Below are 18,038 nucleotides of genomic sequence, written 5' to 3'. Positions count from 1 at the left end.
AATTCAGTAAGCGGATCGTAATTACTTACATGCAATGACACAAACTTAATTGTGCGGATTGACAAACGTAGGTACTTGAATCGGTTGGCCAATTGGATAACGACCGATTTTCTCAATGTCATCAATCGCAAGGACTACATTCTCAAATCCAAAACTTTTGGCTGTTAATAAGATCGTTTCAATCGCAATGATACGATTTTGTTCATTCTCACCATCTACATTTTCAATTGACAGATATAATCGGTCATCTGTCTGATTGTCTATTTGAATCGACCAATCGCTTGGTAAAGAAGGCGCTGCATCTGTAAATTCACCTTCTTGCTTCATCCGTTGGAATGCATCCTCAATAGACAATGGTTCTATAGAAGTTCCAGAGTAGTCAGGAACCTGTACATAAAACGGTTCATCTATTCCATTTAAATGGATGATTTTATAAGGTTGCTTTTTTACTGATTTACTTTCAAGTGGCTGATCAATTTCACCTGTGTGTGAAAATGTAACACTCTCTCCATTTTCATTTTCTAATTTGACAACATTCTCATTAAGCTGCGCGAAGTAAGCTTGAACTGTCTGTAAAAGATAAGATTCTACCGTGGAACCTCCTGGATATTCAGCACGGAAACCGTTGACATCTACTTCAACAACTGGCACGCCGTTTGAGTCAGTTTCTTTAAATGAAAGATACTCGTAAAAATCAGCATTTAGCGGATAATCTTCAGGAATTACATCTTGAACATGATTAAAAGCCTCAAAGGGATCAGCTACTTGTTGTTCAAAGGTAACGGGTATGAGCAACTGTAGTTGTTCATCTGGAAAGAAATACGTGACTAAATTTTCATTTCCTTCCTCATCGGAATGAACTAACCGCGTAAACGTTTCGGTTGTACTTTCTTCTACAGAATCCTCCGAATTAATTTCAGCACTTTCCATTGACTCTTCTTCTCCTTGTTCAATCGAACTTTCGGCTTGCTCATCATTCGCATACTTTTTCATATCTGTATCTGACTCGAATTCATCTAGTTCTATATCAGAGCTCTCATCAAAAGACGAATTACCAATAGGCAAATATTCCATGGACAATAACGTGACCATAAACAATGCTGCTATGCTGGCTACAACTGGTAAAAGCTTTGACTTCTTTTTATTTCGCCTTTTCGTTCGATTGAACTGTATTTCCTGATCAATATTTTTATAATAATAATCACTTGATTGCTCATCTTTTATTTCGGGCATATGTCCAAGCAATTTTTCTATCTCTTTTTCATCAAATTTACTCATCCACTATGCCCTCCTTCCACTTCATTCATTCTTTTTGTCAAAAACTTGATGGCGCGGTGTTGGGTGGTTTTTACTTTACTCACTGTCCAGTTTAAGACTTCAGCAGTCTCTTGAATCGATAATTCTTGTATGTACCGTAATATGACAACGACGCGTTGATCTTCTGTACAATCATCAAGACAGCGATAGAGCAGTTGAATTTCTTCATTTTTTTCAGCGATTTCATCTGGCAAGGGTTGGACATCACTCAATTGTTCATCATGGTCATGCCATTCATAATAATCAGCTGATCGATTTTGACGCCTTTCTTCTTTGCGAAAAAAGTCAATGGTGACATGGCGAGCAATTGAAAACATCCAAGTCTTTGGACTACTCTCGCCTTTAAAAGTGTCATACGATTTAAAGACTTTGATATATACTTCTTGGACTAGATCTTCAGCTGTCGTTCGATTTTTTACCATATAATAAATAAATTGATATAAATCTTGATGATAACGGTCATAGAGGTCCTGAAAGATGGCTTTCATGCTCGCCCTCCATTCATATAATTTGTCGAGTTAAAATAAAAATAGTTACAACTTTGTTCATTTTAACACAAAAAGAGGTAAATAATTCTTAGTCTATACACAGTAAAGCAGCCTGAAGGTTTTATAAGTCCTTCAGGCTGTTTTCATCAAGAATAATCTTTATTTGGATTTTTCGGTAAGGTAATTGTAAACTTAGTACCTTCATTCTCATGACTTTGAACAGAGATTCGCCCTTTATGTGCTTCAACAATATGTTTTGCAATGGAAAGACCGAGACCTGTTCCTTTCACTTCTTTTTTCCTTGTGCGTGCTTTGTCACTTTTATAAAATCGTTCAAAAATAAACGGCACGTCTTCTTCAGGTATCCCCGAACCTTCATCCTTCACATAAATGATGAATTCATTCGATAGTTCATCTAATGTAATTGTTATTGAGTCACCACTCGCTGAATGACGAATGGCATTGTCGATCAAGTTCGTTAATACTTGTTCCATTCGATCAGGATCGAGAAATACTAATTCTGTTTGATTATTTAAAGAGAGATCAAGATGAATATTTTGGTCTGCCGCTACTGTACGGAACTTTTTCGCTACCCGGTTGACGTAATCACTGATTTCAACTTTCTCGAGATTCAGTTGAATATGACCCGCTTCCATTCTTGCTAGGTCTAGTAGCTCGTTCACTAAACGACTCATGCGGAGTGATTCATCATAAATAATTTGAGCCAGTTCACGTTTTTCTTCATTGGAAGCTGCAATATCATCGACTATTGCTTCTGAGTAACCTTGCATAAGAGAAATCGGCGTTCGAAGCTCATGAGAGACATTAGCTAGAAAGTCTTTACGAAGTTTATCCGTTTGTCTTTCCTCTGTCATATCTCTTAATATTGCTACAACTCCCCTGATGACACCGTTTGTATATAATGGCGTCAGAAGTAAAACATAAGTTCTACCTTGAACAGATATTTCTGAAACGCTTTCTTGTTCTTCTTCGAGTACATTTTCGAAGTAGCCTTGCAATTCGGCAGGTATTTTATTGACCTTATCATCAAATTGATACCCTAACTGTTCCAAAACGGATTTCGCTGGTGGGTTCATCACCATAATTTCATATTTTTTATTGATTGTAATAACACCATCTGCCATTGATTTTAAGATACTGGATAAATGAGATTTTTCTTGGTTTAGTGCAGATATGTGATCATTTAATTGACGGCGCATCCGGTTGAATGAAATCGCCAGCTCACCAATCTCGTCATGTGTTAAGACAGGCACTTTCGTATAAAATTCGCCTCGAGATAATTCTCCTGCCGCTTTTCTCATTTTAATCAAAGGTGCTGTGATTCTTGTTGATAAAAAGAATGCAAAAATGGTTGTTAAAATAATTGAAATGGATGCAGCAATTAAAATAATTCGCGTTGTTTTTGTTGTAGTTTCTTCGATTACTGCCAGTGATTGATAGGCGTAAATGGCACCTTGATTACCCTTCAGGTCAAAGGGAATACCGACCAGTACGACCTTCGACTCCGAATTAGGCAAAGGTGCAATTTTCATGATTTCATTCTGGTCTGTAATCGTTTGATGCAAATCCGTATTCGTTAAAAACCAAGTCGGTTCCACCTCTGGTAACGGATTAGATTCTGAGTTATCATTCATCCAATACTCATGCTCGCTATAGAAAATAATAACGCGAGTTGTCGGGGCAGTGACTTCATTGATTGTTTGAATCTGTAGATTATCCTCACCGTGACTTTCAATAAGTGTTGCTACACTTTCTGCTTGGTTCAACAGATTTTTTTCTGCTTCTTCGACGTAGTAATTCTCGAAGAATTCAAGTAAAAGTACGGTTAGAATGAATAAAACAAAGGCCACCATTAAAATAATGGTGAACCATAACTTAAAAACGACACTACGCCAAAACATTATAAGTCTTTAACCTCAAACTTATATCCGACTCCCCAAACCGTTACGATCATTTTGGCAGCATCCTCAGAAACACGATTTAACTTCTCACGTAACCGTTTTACATGGGTATCTACCGTTCGAAGATCTCCAAAGAACTCATATTCCCAGACCTCTTTTAACAATTCTTCTCGGTCGAATACCTTATCCGGTGTTTTCGCTAAATAATAAAGCAACTCATATTCTTTTGGTGTTAAATTAACTTCTGTATTATGCACCATGACTCTGTGAGCATCTTTGTCGATACTCAAATGCGGAAATACAAGGACATCGTTTGTTTCCGGTGAGGTTTCCAAATACTTCGTCGCAGAAGAACGTCTTAATAACGCCTTCACACGTAGAACGACCTCACGAGGACTGAACGGCTTCACGATATAATCGTCTGCACCGACCTCAAACCCTTGTACACGATTCCCCTCTTCTCCTTTAGCCGTCAACATGATCACAGGAGTTGCTTTTCGCTCACGAAGTTTCTCACAAACCTCTTCACCGTTCATACCTGGTAGCATCAAATCCAATAAAATTAAATCATAATCATTTTCTAGTGCCATTTGGAGGGCGTCCTCGCCATTTTCGATTTCTTCTAGCGTATAACCCTCACGAGATAAATAGAGTTTCAGTAGACGGCGAATTCGTTCTTCATCTTCTACAATCAAAATTTTACCTTCTTCTGACATCACACATTACTCCTTCTTTATCAATATATTAAGCGTAGGAATGCATGCCGGAAATAACTAAGTTAATTACAATTAAGTTAAACATAATAATTCCAAATCCAACTACTGCAAGCCAAGCTGATTTCTTACCGTGCCAGCCACGAGTGAGTCTTAGATGTAAGAAGGCAGCATAGAACAACCATGTAATAAGCGCCCAAACTTCTTTTGGATCCCAACCCCAGAAGCGTCCCCAAGCTTGTTGGGCCCAAATTGCCGCAAAAATCAATCCACCTAGTGTGAATAATGGGAAACCGATTGCGATGGCACGATACATAATATCATCCACGATATCAGGATTGACTTTACCAAATTTATCTTGTAAATATTCACCTAAACGTTTGCGTGTCAATAATCGTAACAGTCCATATAGAATAAGTCCTGTTACTAACGACCAAATCAATGTATTAAATTTACGTGCTGCATCCGGACCATTCATAAAGCTAGGAGCTTCGATTCCAGTGTAAAAATGGTCGGTAGTAGCCAACTCTGAATCAGTTGGACCAATTAAAGCAGGTAATGTATAAGAAATGTCGGTAAGGTCCTCATTCTCTGGTAAATTAAAAACGGCTTCGTAATCGGCCGCACCGAATGAGAATGACAGGATAACGAACGCAATAACCGAGACGACAAAATACATAATTAATTCCAAATAAGAGGTTTCTTTGCTACGTTTCTCTTGGTTCACTTTCACGATCAAATATAACAATCCAGCAACAAAACTAATCGATAGAATAGCTTGTGCCAATGCAACCGTCGTCACATGGATGTATAACCAATTCGATTGCAATGAGTCAACCAATGGGGTGACTTCAGTTGGGAAGACACTGCCATATCCGATTAATACGATGGCAATCGGAAGTGCTACAATTCCTAAAATCGAATAACGATAAATAAAATAAATTAATAAGAAGGCAAATACTAGACACATACTGAAGAAGTAAATGAATTCAAACATGTTACTAACAGGAATATGTCCGGCTTCGATCCATCTGAATATGAACGAAGCGACTTGTGCAATAAAACCAATAATCGTTAATATAATTCCGATTATCGTAAGTTTTGATTTTTGCCGTTCATCTCTTTTTTTACCTAATATTGCTCCAAAAAACACTACGGCAATCAAATAGATAAAAAAGGAAATAGTCAATAGACTACTACTTATTTCATAAAAATCCATGAGAGGACCTCCTTTATTGAGTCAATTACTTCAATTCACTTTGATCCTTGAATTCAGCAAATCCAGTTTCTTCAAAAATTTCATCCAGTTCTTTCTTCATACCAAACCAGTTTTTGTTCGTATGAGAACCGACAAGGTATTCATTTTCCGTCGGATGAATCCATATTCTACGATGGTACCAATACAAGCCTTGAACAACGCCAATCATAAAAATGATTGCGCCGACTAAGAAAAATGGCAAGCTATAGTCTTTTTTAACGGTCAAACCTGAAGCCGAACGTTTTTCAATATCAGTAACTGACATTGAAAATGTGTTTCCTTCCGAAAGTCCAATCACTTCTTCTCCTAAGTAGAAAAAGCGTTCACCTTCTTCTTCCCCCTCATTCAATACAGAGAAGATGATCCCAGGGTTTCTAGGAAACTTTGAAAAAGATGAAGGACCTTTATCCGTGAACTCTAACTGAGGATAGTAATCATCCACTCTAACAATCATACCATTATCTAATTCAACTTGGTAAGGTGCTTCATCCGTTTCGAAAGTGAATTCACCTAACTCTTGATTGTTTTCTCCATTAACTTTAAATGATATGCGATCGTACTCGCTCTCCATTTGGTTACCTGCTTGATACAGTGAATATCCATCAAACTGAATCGGATGATTTACACGAATTTGTCCACGCTTAACTTCTTCAAGCTCAGGTTCTTGACCGATGACCGTTTCCCCTTTGACTTTGTAGATGATCGCATCGGTTTGAAAATCTTTTGGAATAGGTCCATTCGCATTCTTTAATGCTTCACGGAAGCGTATGTCTTCATCTTCCTCTGCATCAAAGAAATCATAACTAAAATTTTCATTTTTGATATAATACTCTTGATTTGTACCAGGAATAACTCTCGTTTCACCTTCGCGCACCCATACATAGTCATCAACATGCATCACATGAAACATCCGCAAGATTGCTGCACTGAGTATGATGATCAAACCAATATGGTTAACATAAGGGCCCCAACGAGAAAAACGGTTTTTTTCCGCAAAGAGATGTCCGTCTTCTTCCTTGACCTTATATCTCTTTTTCTTCAAACGTTCTTTGATCATTTGATAGTTTTCATCGGATAGTTTGTCTGTTGAACTGACAACCCTTTGACGTTTCACGAATGTCGGATGTCGTTTGATCTTTTGATTCTTTAATGCTCGTCTTAACGGTATGTAGCGATCAAGACTGCAAATAACAAGTGATATACCAATCATTGCTACTAAAATAATATACCACCATGAATCATACATATTATGAAAACCTAGTTGATAAAAGATTTTTCCTGTCAACCCATATTCCGTTTCATAAAATTGGGAAGCAGGTAATGGTGAGTTTTTAAACGGTTCTTGTGGATAAACTGTCCCCAAAGCCGAGAAAATCAACGTAATGATGATTAGCCATACACCCACTTTTACAGATGAGAAAAAGGCCCATGTTTTATCTATAAACGTGCGTTTATACGTTTTTGAACGTCGGGCACTGCCATCATAACGCATTTCAAGAACACTTTGATCGTCGTTTCCGTCAAGGTGTTGGTTGCCTTTAATTGGCTTACCGCAAGCTTCACAAAGAACCGTACCTTCGTGGTTAATATGCCCACATTCACATTTTATCGTGTTCACACTCATGTTTATCCCTCTTTAAGTCTACATTTGTTTTTAGCTAGTTGGTAGAATTTCCTGTAGATAACCCTCTAAACGTTCCAATGTTAATGCACCCTTAACGACTCGCTCAATCGTTCCATCAGGATTGACGAAAAAAGATGTTGGTAATGGTACAATATCGTACGCTTCCATTACTGCTCCCTTCTTGTCATGGACACTTGGGAAAGTTAACCCTAGTTTATTATAGAAATTATTAATGACAAACTCATTTGAATCCACACTGATGGCAACGATTTCAATTCCTTTATCCTTATATTCTTGATAAAGTTCATCCATGTAAGGCATTTCTTCTTTACATGGTTCACAATAAGTTGCCCAAAAGTTCAACATGACGCCTTTTCCTTCAAGCTCTTTCAATTCAATTGTTTCGCCTTCAGCGTCCAATCGTTTAAGCTTAAAATTAGGTGCTTCATCTCCCTCACCCACAACAGGCTGTTCTGAGGAAAAATTAACGTATAAAACACCAATTAATGTTAGGACCAAAACAGATAATATAACCGTTCGGATGATCAGTCTCTTTTTCTTTTTATGCACAGTACCCACCCCTCTTCTGGGCAATTATATCACTAGAGTATAATCTCCATAATTCAACGTTTGAACATTATTTAACATTTTGTTTTGAGAGGGCAATCAATTGTTTAACTTCATGCGGCGTAAGCTTTCTATATTCTCCTGTTGGCAAGTTGCCTAAACTTAAGCTACCAAACCGATCGCGTTTCAACTTTTCCACACGGTATCCAAGTGCTTCAAACATTCTGCGTACTTGTCGGTTTTTTCCTTGATGTAAGGTAAGTTCGACAATACTTTTACCTTCCTTTACTTCTTTCCCTTTTTTTACATTACTGTCTATGATCCTTGCCTTCACACATTTTAATCGCTCGCCTTGGTCAACGATTCCTTTTTTAAGCTTCGTAAGCTCTTCTTTAGAAACGAGTCCATTAACTTTTGCTACATACACCTTGTCCATTTGATATTTAGGGTGAATGAGTCGTTGGGTAAACTCACCGTCATTTGTCAACAATAGTAACCCTGACGTATCGTAATCAAGTCGACCGACCGGAAAAAGTCGTTCTTCAATTTCTTCCGGTAGTAAGTCAGTCACCACTTTCCTGTCTTTATCATCTTTTACAGCAGAAATAACACCTCGTGGTTTATTGACCATATAGTAAACCGGTTCCTCTTTTTCGAGTTCAATTTGATCAACCTCTACTCGATCAGAAGGAGAAACCTTTGTACCTAATTCGGTTACTGTTTTTCCATTCACTTTAACGCGGCCCTCTGTAATATACATTTCAGCTTTGCGTCGGGAAGTGACCCCGCTTTTTGCGATAACTTTCTGTAGTCGTTCCATATGATTTGCCAACAATCTCACCTATTTTCTTCGAAGTCTATAAGTATCTTAACATATGTACATATTTACATACGACAAAAAAGGACTCCGTTCTCAAAGACAACATAAAATGACACTAAAACGAATGGATAAAATCAAAGCCAACTTCGAACGATTAAATTGTTGGTATATAAATCATTCGCTATAAAAACACTTTTTGTTTTCAGTGCGCACTTATCAAAATTTTTGTTATCAGGACCGCGTCTACTACTACATTAAATCGCTATTCTTCAACGTTAATGAGAAATACTACTACATTAATTCGGTTTGCTTCAACATTGATTAACAAGACTTCAACATTAACTCGGGTGACTTCAACATTAATCAGCATGGCTTCAACATTCAAGTATTCGCACATTAAAAAAAGCACCGACCGAAGTCAGTGCCTACTTTATTCGTATGATCATTCTTTGCCATTGAAATCGAGCTTACCTTTGATACGCAAGTCTATGTATTTTAGCTGAATTCAACGATTCGTTTTTATTTAGATCCAGTTTAATTCCATCGAATGCAATCCATTAACCAAATAATAAGTAACAAACAATTAACGAAGCAGTAATTCCGATCAAATCGGCCAACAATCCTACTTTTAACGCATCACCCATTTTTTTGATTTGAACAGCACCGAAGTAAACAGTCAATACATATAACGTCGTATCCGTACTCCCTTGCATGGTAGAAGCTAATTTTCCTAAAAAAGAATCAGGTCCTTCGTTTTGGATAATATCTGTCGCAACACCTAGGGAAGCTGTACCAGAGATCGGTCGAGTCAATGCTAATGGTACGATATCCGGCGGAATATGGAAAATGGACAAAATCGGTTCCAGCAGATGAACAAAAGCATCCAATGCTCCGGAAGCACGAAAGATTGTAATGGACACGAGCATACCTAATAAGAAAGGAAGTAATGAAACAGCCATCGAGACCCCTTCCTTACCACCTTCAACAAAAGCTTCATACGTAGGTACTTTTTTATAAGTTCCATAAAGTAAAACCGATAAAATGAGGAGCGGAATAATCATGTTACTCACGTGAACAAGCATTTATAAGCTCCTTTGTCTCCGGTAATAAAAGAAACGATCAATTAACAACGCCCCTATGGTGGATACTAATGTTGCCATAATGGTTGCTCCGACAATTTCGGTTGGTGCAATCGAATCATATTTCATCCGTATTGCAATCATGGTTGTGGGTATTAACGTAACACTGGATGTATTCAGTGCTAAAAATGTAATCATTGATCGTGAAGCTTCCGGGCGGTCATGATTCAACTTCTTCAATGATTGCATAGCTTTTATGCCGAACGGTGTAGCGGCATGACCGAGACCAAAAATGTTTGAAGAAAAGTTCGATAAAATATAACCCATGGCGGGATGATCTCGTGGGATATCAGGAAATAATCGCTTAAATAACGGACGAAAAAGTTTTGCTAGCTTGTCCAGCAATCCTGCTTTTTCCGCTATTTGCATAAGCCCTAACCAAAATACCAAAACACTGACGAGTGTAATCGTTAAAGCAACCGCTTCTTCTGCTCCAGCGAAAATTGCTTCGTTGACTTCTTCCATCGTTCCATTAAACAAGGCATAAATAATTCCGATTGAAGCCAGTCCTGCCCATATGATATTTACCATATAGAAGCCCCCTGCATTTGACGGAATGTTTCGATATAGAGTTCTAGAAAATAGGAGTCACTAGCATCTGCATGAATCGGTAAATCCGGTTTTTTAGCTAATTCTTGAAATGCATAGTCATAAAGTTTTTTATGATCATTCCAATCATCAGATGCATGAAGTGTCACAACAACAATTTCTTCTCCTTCATGCTCAGCTGTCGTGACGAGTGTTCGACCAGCTTTTTTGGTAAATCCTGTCTTCCCGCCAGTACAATATTCACCGTAAGTTGTCAGCAACTTGTTTTTGTTGAACCAATAGTAATCACCGTTTATCGGCAGGTGCTTTTCCGTTCCAAAAATCTCTCTGAAATCGTCGTTTTTATTCATTGCATGGGCTGTAATGAGCGCCATATCATATGCACTGGAATAATGATTTTCTTCTTCTAGTCCATGTGGATTCTGAAATGAACTATTCTTCATTCCTAGCCAATCCACCGTCTCATTCATCAAGAAGGCAAACCCTTTCACACTTCCGCCGACGTGTTCAGCGATTGCCGTTGCTGCGTCATTACCTGAACGAAGCATGAGTCCATAAATTAAGTCTTCCAATGAATATTGCTGATCTACTTCTAAATAAATCGACGATCCTTCCATCATCGATGCTTCTTTTGATATACGTACTTGGTCGTCCAAGCTGCCGTGCTCTAATGCAACAAAGGCAGTCACGATTTTGGTGATACTTGCGACGGAGGATTTTTCATTCATTTGTTTATCGTAAAGTACTTCCATCGTATTCATATCTAAAACAACAGCTTTTTCTGCAGAAATATCAGGTGACGCATCCGTGCCGTATGGATTCACCAACATTGCTGTTACGATCAATGACAGAAAAATAGCCAGCTTTTTCATTGTCCAATTTCACATCCATTCATGCTTGTCTAGTTATTTATAGATATGAACTGATACTTGCTGATATGATTGCCTAATTGAAAAAAGACTGTAGCGCAAAAGGACGATCGATGGAATGGTCATGATGGGGTAATCGGTGACTGTGAGACGTGAATGACTTTTTAGAAAGCGAACTCCACAAAAAACCCGAACTAAGATCACTTGGTAACTGTCTTAGTTCGGGTTTACATAAATTCTTCTTGTTGATCAAACTGTTTTAATTTAAGAGATTTCTTGTGATAAATATTCTAATTGGTTTCGTAAGTCCAAAAATATCGGCTCAAGTTTCCGCGTTAATTCGTTGATTTCCTCTCCAGGATTTTCAATAAAATCAATTGCATTCTTATTTTGATAAGAAGCCCGGCTGTCCTCAAACCATAAGTCAACATTCGGTGAGAAAAAAGAATCGACACATTTTACGGAAATTCCTCTTAAGATACGATCGATGTTCTTTGCATTGATATTTTTTCCATTTGCGAATGGATAAATCGCCCTCTTACCTTCTGTTGAATAGGCTTCTAGCAGTCTGAATTGTTTAATGACTTGTTGAATATATTCTTTTCTTAATTCCTTATTTCCATTAACCAAGTGTTCGGCAGAATGATGATTATGAAAGTCTTCTAAAATATTCTCTATACGTCCAAGCTCGTCAAAAACTTTTTGTGCTTGTGACTTTCTTCCTGTACGCATTGGTTGGTAGGGACCCCCTTAATATTATTGAGCTGCCTTTTCGTTCTCTTCAGCCAGTTCATTAAAAAATAAGTCTGATTCCAGTAATGCTTCGTCTAAATCCTCTTCCGTTAATGGTGGTAAATCATCTAACGAAGTTAATCCGAAGAATGTCAAAAATTCTCTTGTTGTTTGATAAAGAATCGGTCGACCACTTGTATCTTTTCTCCCGGCTTCCTCTATTAAATATCGAGACATTAACGTCTGAACTGGCCCATCACATTTCACACCGCGAATTTCTTCCATTTCGACTTTTGTGATTGGTTGTTTATAAGCTATAATCGCTAATGTTTCTAAGGATGCCTGTGATAACCGCGAGGATACATTGGACTGTTGCATTTTTTCATAATAAGCAGCATGGTCTGGCTTGGTTGTCAGATAGTGGATGCCCCTTACTTCTAAAATAGATAATCCACGTTGTCCATGTTCATAATCATACTTTAATTCGTTTATTAATAATTGAATAGCATCCTCATCTATATCAAGAATATTCTTGATTTGTTTATTTGATAACCCCTCATCACCGGAAACAAACAACAAACCTTCCAGGACACCTTTCATTTCATTTAACTCCATTGAATTTCCTCCGTTAGCTGGACTGTAATTGAGTCGAAATTTTGGTTTTGAATACAGGTGACTTGCATGCTTTTCATTAATTCCAAGATCGCGAGAAATGTCGCAACAACTTCTGCTCTTTTTTGATAAGAGAAAAGTTCATCAAAGGATTTTTTACCATGGTGGTCATTTAATGCATTTAAAACTTCATCCATTCTTTTCTCAATCGAGATTTCCTGTCTCTGTACAGTTGTTTCCATTGGAGCTAATAATTGTTTTCTGCGTAACACTTTTTGAAAAGCTTGTGTCAGATCAACAATATCTAGTTCATTACTTCTTTCGACTTTTATTTCGCTTTGATAAACGGAAAGGTCAGTGGCCGGTCGCATGTGCGTCCGAAAATGTTCCTGCTCTCTTTCTTTTAGTCCAGCGGCTGCTTCCTTAAACTTACGGTATTCAATCAGTTTAGCAATTAGCTCATCTCGTAAGTCCTCTTCATACTCGTCCTCCATTTCCACTTCTTGCTTCGGCAAAAGCATTTGACTCTTGATCGCAAGCAATGTTGCGGCCATGACCAAGTATTCACTGGCAATGTCCAACTGCAGTTCTTGCATTGTACGTATGTAATTCATGTATTGGTCTGCGACATCCTTTAAAGGAACCTCATATATATCGATTTCATATTGATTAACTAAATGCAATAATAAATCTAAAGGACCTTCAAAGGTATCGAATTTCACTTGATAAGTATGGTTATTGGACAAATGCATCACTCTTTCGTGACCGACAGTGTATATTGAGATTCTATCAAATTTTCGAATGAAAGGGAATAACAATAAGGGAGACGGCCTATGTATCCGAAACAATTTCTTGAATATCTTTACGAATTCCATTATACAAGAGACTATTTTGAGTGTCATGAGGTGTTAGAGGATTTTTGGAAAAACAAGACGGAAATGAAACGAGATTCGGTTTGGACTGGGTTGATTCAATTAGCTGTCAGCTTATATCATTACAGGCGTGGGAATATGGTAGGTGCAAAAAAATTAATCGATCGTTGCAATGAAAAGTTAATGGAGCATCCAGATGAGTTAGATTGCTTAGGCTTGTCTAACCGCGAACTACTCACACTCGTATCAGATCTTCAATATAATATTGATGCCAATGTGCCGTACAAAAGTGTTGACTTACCAATCGCCAGTGAAAAATTAAAAGAAAAACTCCAACACTTCGCCATTCAAAAAAATGAGCACACGGAATATGCTTATCAGGTTACCGACGAGCGAGTCATCCACCGTCACCTCAAAGAATTTCGTAATGATCATTAAGTCTTCGATATTCCACACATTTGTAAACGTCATTTGAGTATGCGATTCTCATTCATCTTTTCCTGAAATTCTCACACTCATTTCTCTACTTTTTCCTGTATAAAAACAAACTGCCCATCCTACTCATTACTCGAGTGAATTGGGCAGTTTATTTATTCTTCTTCTTTACAAGCTTCGAAAAATTCATTGGTGAATTCATTACCGCACACATCGCGTTCCTCATAAAGCTCTTTAACTGCTTGAACCATCTTCTTGCCAATTCCTTGGTTTCGATACGATGGATTAACGCTAATATGTTGGACGACAACTTTTTCGTCTTCCAGGCGGACACCAATTGTCCCTAGAACCTCTTCCTCTTTCCACAAGTACAATTGCCAATTCTCATTACTTTCATATTCATTGATTGTTTCTTGTAGTTTCTTTACTTTTTTTTCTTCGGGCATAAAGGAAAGAAGACCCATGGCAATTTTTTCAAAACTTTTCTTAAACTTGATTAACATATTAACCCCTCTTTAACAAAAGGATTTCTCTTTCAATCCTTCAATCTTTGAGAATTCTATGAATTACAATTCACTGAAAAATTCACAAAAAAAGTTTGTCGAGTAGTAATAGTAACACCATTTTATCCCAAAAATCAAGATTCAATACGATTGATGTTCTATTCTTCGATCGTCACCTTCTGCATCACATCGCCGACTTTTACTCGGTCTACAACGTCCATGCCTTCAACCACTTTTCCGAATACGGTATGAACACCGTCTAAATGAGGTTGAGCTTCAAAACAAATGAAGAACTGGCTTCCACCTGTATCTTTACCGGCATGTGCCATGGATAAAGAACCTCTCTCATGTTTATTCGGATTTCCTTCCGTTTCACATTTAATCGTATATCCTGGACCGCCTGTTCCATTACCATTTGGGTCGCCACCCTGAATGACGAATCCTGGAATCACTCGGTGGAACGTTAAACCATCATAAAAATTCTTTTTTGCTAAGCTGACGAAGTTTTCAACCGTTCCTGGAGCATCTTCTTCAAATAAATCGATCTTAATTTGTTCACCGTTTTCAAATTGAATTGTTGCTTTTTTCATTGTTTATTCCTCCAATTCGTTTATTCATAGCTTAAATCAAATCGAGTTAAATCCGTGTATTTTTCACGTTGGACAACGAGCTGATCTTTTCCATCTTCAACAAACACAACCGCAGCTTTAGGAAAGCGGTTATAATGGCTTGCCATTGCATACCCGTAAGCACCTGTAGAAAACACAGCTAAGTAGTCACCGGATTCGATTGTCGGGGTCTTCAAGTCCCAGATAAGCATATCACCAGACTCACAACATTTACCAGCAATTGATACTTCTTCGGACAACGGTTCATTTATTTTATTTGCGACAACCGCTTGATACTTAGCTTGGTAAAGTGCCGGGCGAATATTATCTGTCATGCCACCGTCTACGGACGCATATTTTCGAACGTTCTCAACTTCCTTCAATGATCCGACAGTATATAATGTTGTTCCAGCATCGCCGACAATAGACCTGCCTGGTTCAATCCAAATTTCTGGGATGGCTAAATTCAACCTTTGTGCTTCCATTTTGACACAATCTGTCAATGTAACAACATATTGATTCAAAGGCAACGGTTGATCGCTCTCCGTATACTTAATGCCGAACCCTCCGCCCAGATTGACAACTTCGGCATCGTATTGAAATTGTTTTTTCCAATGATCAAGTAATTGAAAGAGCTTTTTAATCGCCATTTCAAAACCCGTTGTCTCAAATATTTGGGATCCAATATGTGAGTGAATTCCTAACACATGGAATCGTGGATGATTAAGTAGTCGTTTCAATGCCTCGTCAGCTTGGTCACTATTCAAATCAAAACCAAACTTGGAGTCTTCTTGACCAGTCAATATATAATCATGTGTATGTGCTTCAATTCCTGGCGTGACTCGAAGCAATACTTCCACAGCTGTATCTTTTTCCTCAAGCAAAGCTTCCAACAAAGAGATTTCATAAAAATTGTCAACGACAATACAACCGATCCCACTCTCAATTGCCATTTTTAACTCATCTTCGCTTTTGTTGTTTCCATGCATATGAATTTTTTCTACAGGAAAACCAGCTTCTAATGCAGTATGTAATTCTCCTTGAGAAACGACATCCAAGCTTAGTTTCTCTTGCTTTGCTACTTGAAGCATTGCTATAGAAGAAAAGGCCTTACTCGCATATGCGACCTGAAAAGGAATCCCCGATTCTTCAAAAGTTCTGACAAAAGCACGAGCATTTTCTCTAATCTTTTTAACGTCATAGACAAACAAAGGTGTCCCATACTTCTCGATCAAATCGATTGAATCAATACCACCAATATGCAAATGGTTATTACTCATTAATTATCTCACCTTTTCTCTTTGAAGCAAAGCTAATAAAAATAACTTATCACAAGTTACACACACTTTTCAATTTTAATACTACATTTTTATGACAACTATTGATGACGGTTGGTGTTTTGGCGAAAGAATCAAGTAACACCCGTATGACGATTAAGATCGATTAATCATCGTACGGGTGTCAAACATTTGTAAAACTATATTCCAATCACTTGATTTAACAACTTTTTTATTACTTTGTGTTTTCTCCCTTAGGCATTCGTGCGGCTGATTGTGGATGAACAATGCTCGGACGGAAACGTTGGTGAGGAACCGTCATTCGGATAAACACGTGCCATAGTGCTCTCCCATTAAAAGGAATCAATGGCCAAAAATAAGGCGTATTCAGCGAGATTGTTCGCACTAAGTGGAGCAAATACAGTGTTACACCAATTATAAATCCGGCAGCTCCCCATATCGATACAGCAATGACCAACATAATCCTCACCAGTTTATTAGCAACACCTAATTCATGGCTTGGTGTCGAGTAGGTACCAATCGCACTAATTGCTACGTATAAGATAATTTCTGGACTGAACAAACCGACTGTGATTGCGATCTCGCCAATCAACACCGCCGCAATAAGTCCCATAGCGGTCGATAGGGCGGTCGGTGTGTGAATGGCCGCAATCCTCATGAATTCCAATCCAATATCTGCCAGTAACACTTGCACAATAATTGGCAGATTACCTTCTTCTTTTAAGCCAATAAACGATAACTCCGGTGGTAAGTATTCAGGTTGTGTTGCGAATAGTACCCATAATGGCAGCAAAAAGATTGATAAAATAACACCAAAGAATCTCACCCAACGAATGAACGTACCGACTGATGGAACTTGCCGACTTTCTTCTGCATGTTGAACATGATGAAAGAACGTTGTCGGTGTAATCATGACACTGGGCGATGTATCCACATAGATGAGGACATGGCCTTCAAATAAATGAGCTGATGCGACATCCGGCCTTTCTGTGTATCGAACTAAAGGAAACGGATTAATACTTTGAGAAACGAGGAATTCTTCCAATGCTTTATCAGACATCGCCATGCCGTCCACATTAATTTTACTAATTTCTTTCTTAATGACATCGACCAATCCGGGGTCTGCAACATCTTTTAAATAAGCAATGGATACATCGGTTTGTGAGCGCTCACCGACACGCATAATCTCCATGCGTAAACGATCATCTCGTATCCTTCTCCTGGTTAGCCCTGAGTTTTCTATAATATTTTCTGTGAATCCGTCACGTGCACCTCGCACGACCTTCTCTGTATCCGGCTCTTTTGGTCCACGACCTGGATAATTCCTTACATCAACGACAAGAGCAAATGATTCCCCGTCAATGGTGACAACCACCAAACCCGATAATAATTGGTTAATGGCATCATCATAAGTTTTAAACTCTTCTACTTGATGATTCATCAGTCGGTTTTTTATGATTTCGGCCAATTTCCGTTTCTCCGACTCAAAATCATTGATTTCAACCAGTTTCTTTATGATTTCAATCGTATATTCAGAATCAGTCAAACCGTTCACAAAATAAATATCGACATCATGTTCTAAAACAAGGAGTGAGCGTCTACCAACATCGAACGAGGTTCCGATTCCTAATTGATCACCGAAGACTTTACGGCTTTTTTTGATAGACGCATCAATTGTTTTACCTTTTACATCTTGAGCCATTTGATTACCC

20 protein-coding genes are annotated in these 18,038 nt (G+C 38.1%); 1 reads left to right on the top strand and 19 read right to left on the bottom strand.

The genetic code is table 11. The annotated features are described in order from the left end of the window. Positions 1 to 45: 45 nt before the first annotated feature. The 15 genes from FPQ10_RS00720 to FPQ10_RS00655 form a co-directional block, all read right to left on the bottom strand. On the bottom strand, positions 46 to 1,278 hold the full coding sequence (locus FPQ10_RS00720; protein ID WP_144158737.1) for a hypothetical protein: 1,233 nt from the start codon (positions 1,276 to 1,278) through the stop codon (positions 46 to 48). Further along, positions 1,275 to 1,805, bottom strand: coding sequence for an RNA polymerase sigma factor SigX (gene sigX / locus FPQ10_RS00715; protein WP_144158734.1), 531 nt, complete (start codon positions 1,803 to 1,805; stop codon positions 1,275 to 1,277). The genes FPQ10_RS00720 and sigX overlap by 4 nt, the downstream gene beginning before the upstream one ends. 146 nt (positions 1,806 to 1,951) lie before the next feature. Then, positions 1,952 to 3,727, bottom strand: coding sequence for an ATP-binding protein (locus FPQ10_RS00710; RefSeq protein ID WP_144158731.1), 1,776 nt, complete (start codon positions 3,725 to 3,727; stop codon positions 1,952 to 1,954). Continuing rightward, complete coding sequence (locus FPQ10_RS00705; RefSeq protein ID WP_144158728.1) at positions 3,727 to 4,443, bottom strand: response regulator transcription factor; 717 nt, start codon at positions 4,441 to 4,443, stop codon at positions 3,727 to 3,729. Before FPQ10_RS00705 ends, FPQ10_RS00710 begins: the two co-directional genes overlap by 1 nt. Positions 4,444 to 4,471: 28 nt before the next feature. Then, on the bottom strand, positions 4,472 to 5,659 hold the full coding sequence (gene ccsB / locus FPQ10_RS00700) for a c-type cytochrome biogenesis protein CcsB (RefSeq protein WP_144158725.1): 1,188 nt from the start codon (positions 5,657 to 5,659) through the stop codon (positions 4,472 to 4,474). A gap of 25 nt (positions 5,660 to 5,684) precedes the next feature. Continuing rightward, complete coding sequence (gene resB / locus FPQ10_RS00695; protein ID WP_144158722.1) at positions 5,685 to 7,322, bottom strand: cytochrome c biogenesis protein ResB; 1,638 nt, start codon at positions 7,320 to 7,322, stop codon at positions 5,685 to 5,687. Positions 7,323 to 7,352: 30 nt separating this feature from the next. Further along, entirely contained in the window at positions 7,353 to 7,892 is a 540-nt protein-coding gene (gene resA, locus FPQ10_RS00690) for a thiol-disulfide oxidoreductase ResA (protein WP_144158719.1), read from the bottom strand. 67 nt (positions 7,893 to 7,959) lie between these two features. Continuing rightward, positions 7,960 to 8,709 (bottom strand): pseudouridine synthase, encoded by a 750-nt coding sequence (locus FPQ10_RS00685; RefSeq protein ID WP_144160123.1) that lies wholly within the window; start codon positions 8,707 to 8,709, stop codon positions 7,960 to 7,962. Between the two features lie 262 nt (positions 8,710 to 8,971). Next, positions 8,972 to 9,106 carry a hypothetical protein gene (locus FPQ10_RS13260; protein ID WP_255439599.1) on the bottom strand — a complete coding sequence of 45 codons (135 nt, stop codon included), beginning with the start codon at positions 9,104 to 9,106 and terminating at the stop codon, positions 8,972 to 8,974. Positions 9,107 to 9,266: 160 nt separating this feature from the next. Then, a complete protein-coding gene (locus FPQ10_RS00680; protein ID WP_144158716.1) occupies positions 9,267 to 9,791 on the bottom strand; it encodes a spore maturation protein in 525 nt (174 codons plus the stop codon). Beyond that, positions 9,792 to 10,379, bottom strand: coding sequence for a nucleoside recognition domain-containing protein (locus FPQ10_RS00675; RefSeq protein ID WP_144158714.1), 588 nt, complete (start codon positions 10,377 to 10,379; stop codon positions 9,792 to 9,794). After that, on the bottom strand, positions 10,373 to 11,269 hold the full coding sequence (locus FPQ10_RS00670) for a D-alanyl-D-alanine carboxypeptidase family protein (protein WP_144158711.1): 897 nt from the start codon (positions 11,267 to 11,269) through the stop codon (positions 10,373 to 10,375). The genes FPQ10_RS00675 and FPQ10_RS00670 overlap by 7 nt, the downstream gene beginning before the upstream one ends. Before the next feature lie 261 nt (positions 11,270 to 11,530). Beyond that, a complete protein-coding gene (locus FPQ10_RS00665) occupies positions 11,531 to 11,998 on the bottom strand; it encodes a DUF3907 family protein (protein WP_144158709.1) in 468 nt (155 codons plus the stop codon). Positions 11,999 to 12,022: 24 nt separating this feature from the next. Further along, positions 12,023 to 12,613 (bottom strand): SMC-Scp complex subunit ScpB, encoded by a 591-nt coding sequence (gene scpB, locus FPQ10_RS00660; protein ID WP_144158706.1) that lies wholly within the window; start codon positions 12,611 to 12,613, stop codon positions 12,023 to 12,025. Then, a complete protein-coding gene (locus FPQ10_RS00655) occupies positions 12,604 to 13,356 on the bottom strand; it encodes a segregation/condensation protein A (RefSeq protein WP_255439596.1) in 753 nt (250 codons plus the stop codon). Before FPQ10_RS00655 ends, scpB begins: the two co-directional genes overlap by 10 nt. 87 nt (positions 13,357 to 13,443) lie before the next feature. Between FPQ10_RS00655 and FPQ10_RS00650 the strand changes: the two genes are divergently transcribed. Then, the gene (locus FPQ10_RS00650; protein ID WP_144158700.1) at positions 13,444 to 13,920 is read left to right on the top strand and encodes a DUF309 domain-containing protein; all 477 of its coding nucleotides are present in this window, start codon (positions 13,444 to 13,446) and stop codon (positions 13,918 to 13,920) included. 152 nt (positions 13,921 to 14,072) lie between these two features. Here FPQ10_RS00650 and FPQ10_RS00645 read toward each other — a convergent pair whose 3' ends face one another. The 4 genes from FPQ10_RS00645 to FPQ10_RS00630 all read right to left on the bottom strand — a co-directional run bounded on the left by FPQ10_RS00645 (position 14,073) and on the right by FPQ10_RS00630 (position 18,028). Continuing rightward, a complete protein-coding gene (locus FPQ10_RS00645) occupies positions 14,073 to 14,420 on the bottom strand; it encodes a GNAT family N-acetyltransferase (RefSeq protein ID WP_144158697.1) in 348 nt (115 codons plus the stop codon). A gap of 158 nt (positions 14,421 to 14,578) precedes the next feature. Continuing rightward, on the bottom strand, positions 14,579 to 15,010 hold the full coding sequence (locus tag FPQ10_RS00640; protein WP_144158694.1) for a peptidylprolyl isomerase: 432 nt from the start codon (positions 15,008 to 15,010) through the stop codon (positions 14,579 to 14,581). A gap of 20 nt (positions 15,011 to 15,030) precedes the next feature. Further along, on the bottom strand, positions 15,031 to 16,308 hold the full coding sequence (gene lysA, locus FPQ10_RS00635; RefSeq protein WP_144158691.1) for a diaminopimelate decarboxylase: 1,278 nt from the start codon (positions 16,306 to 16,308) through the stop codon (positions 15,031 to 15,033). Positions 16,309 to 16,540: 232 nt separating this feature from the next. After that, complete coding sequence (locus tag FPQ10_RS00630) at positions 16,541 to 18,028, bottom strand: spore germination protein (protein ID WP_144158687.1); 1,488 nt, start codon at positions 18,026 to 18,028, stop codon at positions 16,541 to 16,543. Positions 18,029 to 18,038 lie beyond the last annotated feature (10 nt).

It is taken from the genome of Allobacillus sp. SKP2-8 (genome assembly GCF_007559355.1).
GTDB classification, from domain to species: Bacteria; Bacillota; Bacilli; order Bacillales; family Alkalibacillaceae; genus Allobacillus; species Allobacillus halotolerans.
This window is presented reverse-complemented; position numbering and strand designations above follow the sequence as displayed.

What these genes read in the sequence shown, in the direction of transcription:
- FPQ10_RS00650 (WP_144158700.1), top strand. Translation starts at nt 13,444, where the DNA reads ATGTATCCGAAACAATTTCTTGAATATCTTTACGAATTCCATTATACA.
- FPQ10_RS00665 (WP_144158709.1), bottom strand. Translation starts at nt 11,998, where the DNA reads ATGCGTACAGGAAGAAAGTCACAAGCACAAAAAGTTTTTGACGAGCTT.
- FPQ10_RS00710 (WP_144158731.1), bottom strand. Translation starts at nt 3,727, where the DNA reads ATGTTTTGGCGTAGTGTCGTTTTTAAGTTATGGTTCACCATTATTTTA.
- FPQ10_RS00720 (WP_144158737.1), bottom strand. Translation starts at nt 1,278, where the DNA reads ATGAGTAAATTTGATGAAAAAGAGATAGAAAAATTGCTTGGACATATG.
- FPQ10_RS00685 (WP_144160123.1), bottom strand. Translation starts at nt 8,709, where the DNA reads ATGGAACGACTACAGAAAGTTATCGCAAAAAGCGGGGTCACTTCCCGA.
- FPQ10_RS13260 (WP_255439599.1), bottom strand. Translation starts at nt 9,106, where the DNA reads ATGTGCGAATACTTGAATGTTGAAGCCATGCTGATTAATGTTGAAGTC.
- resB (WP_144158722.1), bottom strand. Translation starts at nt 7,322, where the DNA reads ATGAGTGTGAACACGATAAAATGTGAATGTGGGCATATTAACCACGAA.
- sigX (WP_144158734.1), bottom strand. Translation starts at nt 1,805, where the DNA reads ATGAAAGCCATCTTTCAGGACCTCTATGACCGTTATCATCAAGATTTA.
- FPQ10_RS00645 (WP_144158697.1), bottom strand. Translation starts at nt 14,420, where the DNA reads ATGTTAATCAAGTTTAAGAAAAGTTTTGAAAAAATTGCCATGGGTCTT.
- FPQ10_RS00640 (WP_144158694.1), bottom strand. Translation starts at nt 15,010, where the DNA reads ATGAAAAAAGCAACAATTCAATTTGAAAACGGTGAACAAATTAAGATC.
- FPQ10_RS00670 (WP_144158711.1), bottom strand. Translation starts at nt 11,269, where the DNA reads ATGAAAAAGCTGGCTATTTTTCTGTCATTGATCGTAACAGCAATGTTG.
- FPQ10_RS00680 (WP_144158716.1), bottom strand. Translation starts at nt 9,791, where the DNA reads ATGCTTGTTCACGTGAGTAACATGATTATTCCGCTCCTCATTTTATCG.
- FPQ10_RS00675 (WP_144158714.1), bottom strand. Translation starts at nt 10,379, where the DNA reads ATGGTAAATATCATATGGGCAGGACTGGCTTCAATCGGAATTATTTAT.
- scpB (WP_144158706.1), bottom strand. Translation starts at nt 12,613, where the DNA reads ATGGAGTTAAATGAAATGAAAGGTGTCCTGGAAGGTTTGTTGTTTGTT.
- FPQ10_RS00705 (WP_144158728.1), bottom strand. Translation starts at nt 4,443, where the DNA reads ATGTCAGAAGAAGGTAAAATTTTGATTGTAGAAGATGAAGAACGAATT.
- FPQ10_RS00630 (WP_144158687.1), bottom strand. Translation starts at nt 18,028, where the DNA reads ATGGCTCAAGATGTAAAAGGTAAAACAATTGATGCGTCTATCAAAAAA.
- lysA (WP_144158691.1), bottom strand. Translation starts at nt 16,308, where the DNA reads ATGAGTAATAACCATTTGCATATTGGTGGTATTGATTCAATCGATTTG.
- ccsB (WP_144158725.1), bottom strand. Translation starts at nt 5,659, where the DNA reads ATGGATTTTTATGAAATAAGTAGTAGTCTATTGACTATTTCCTTTTTT.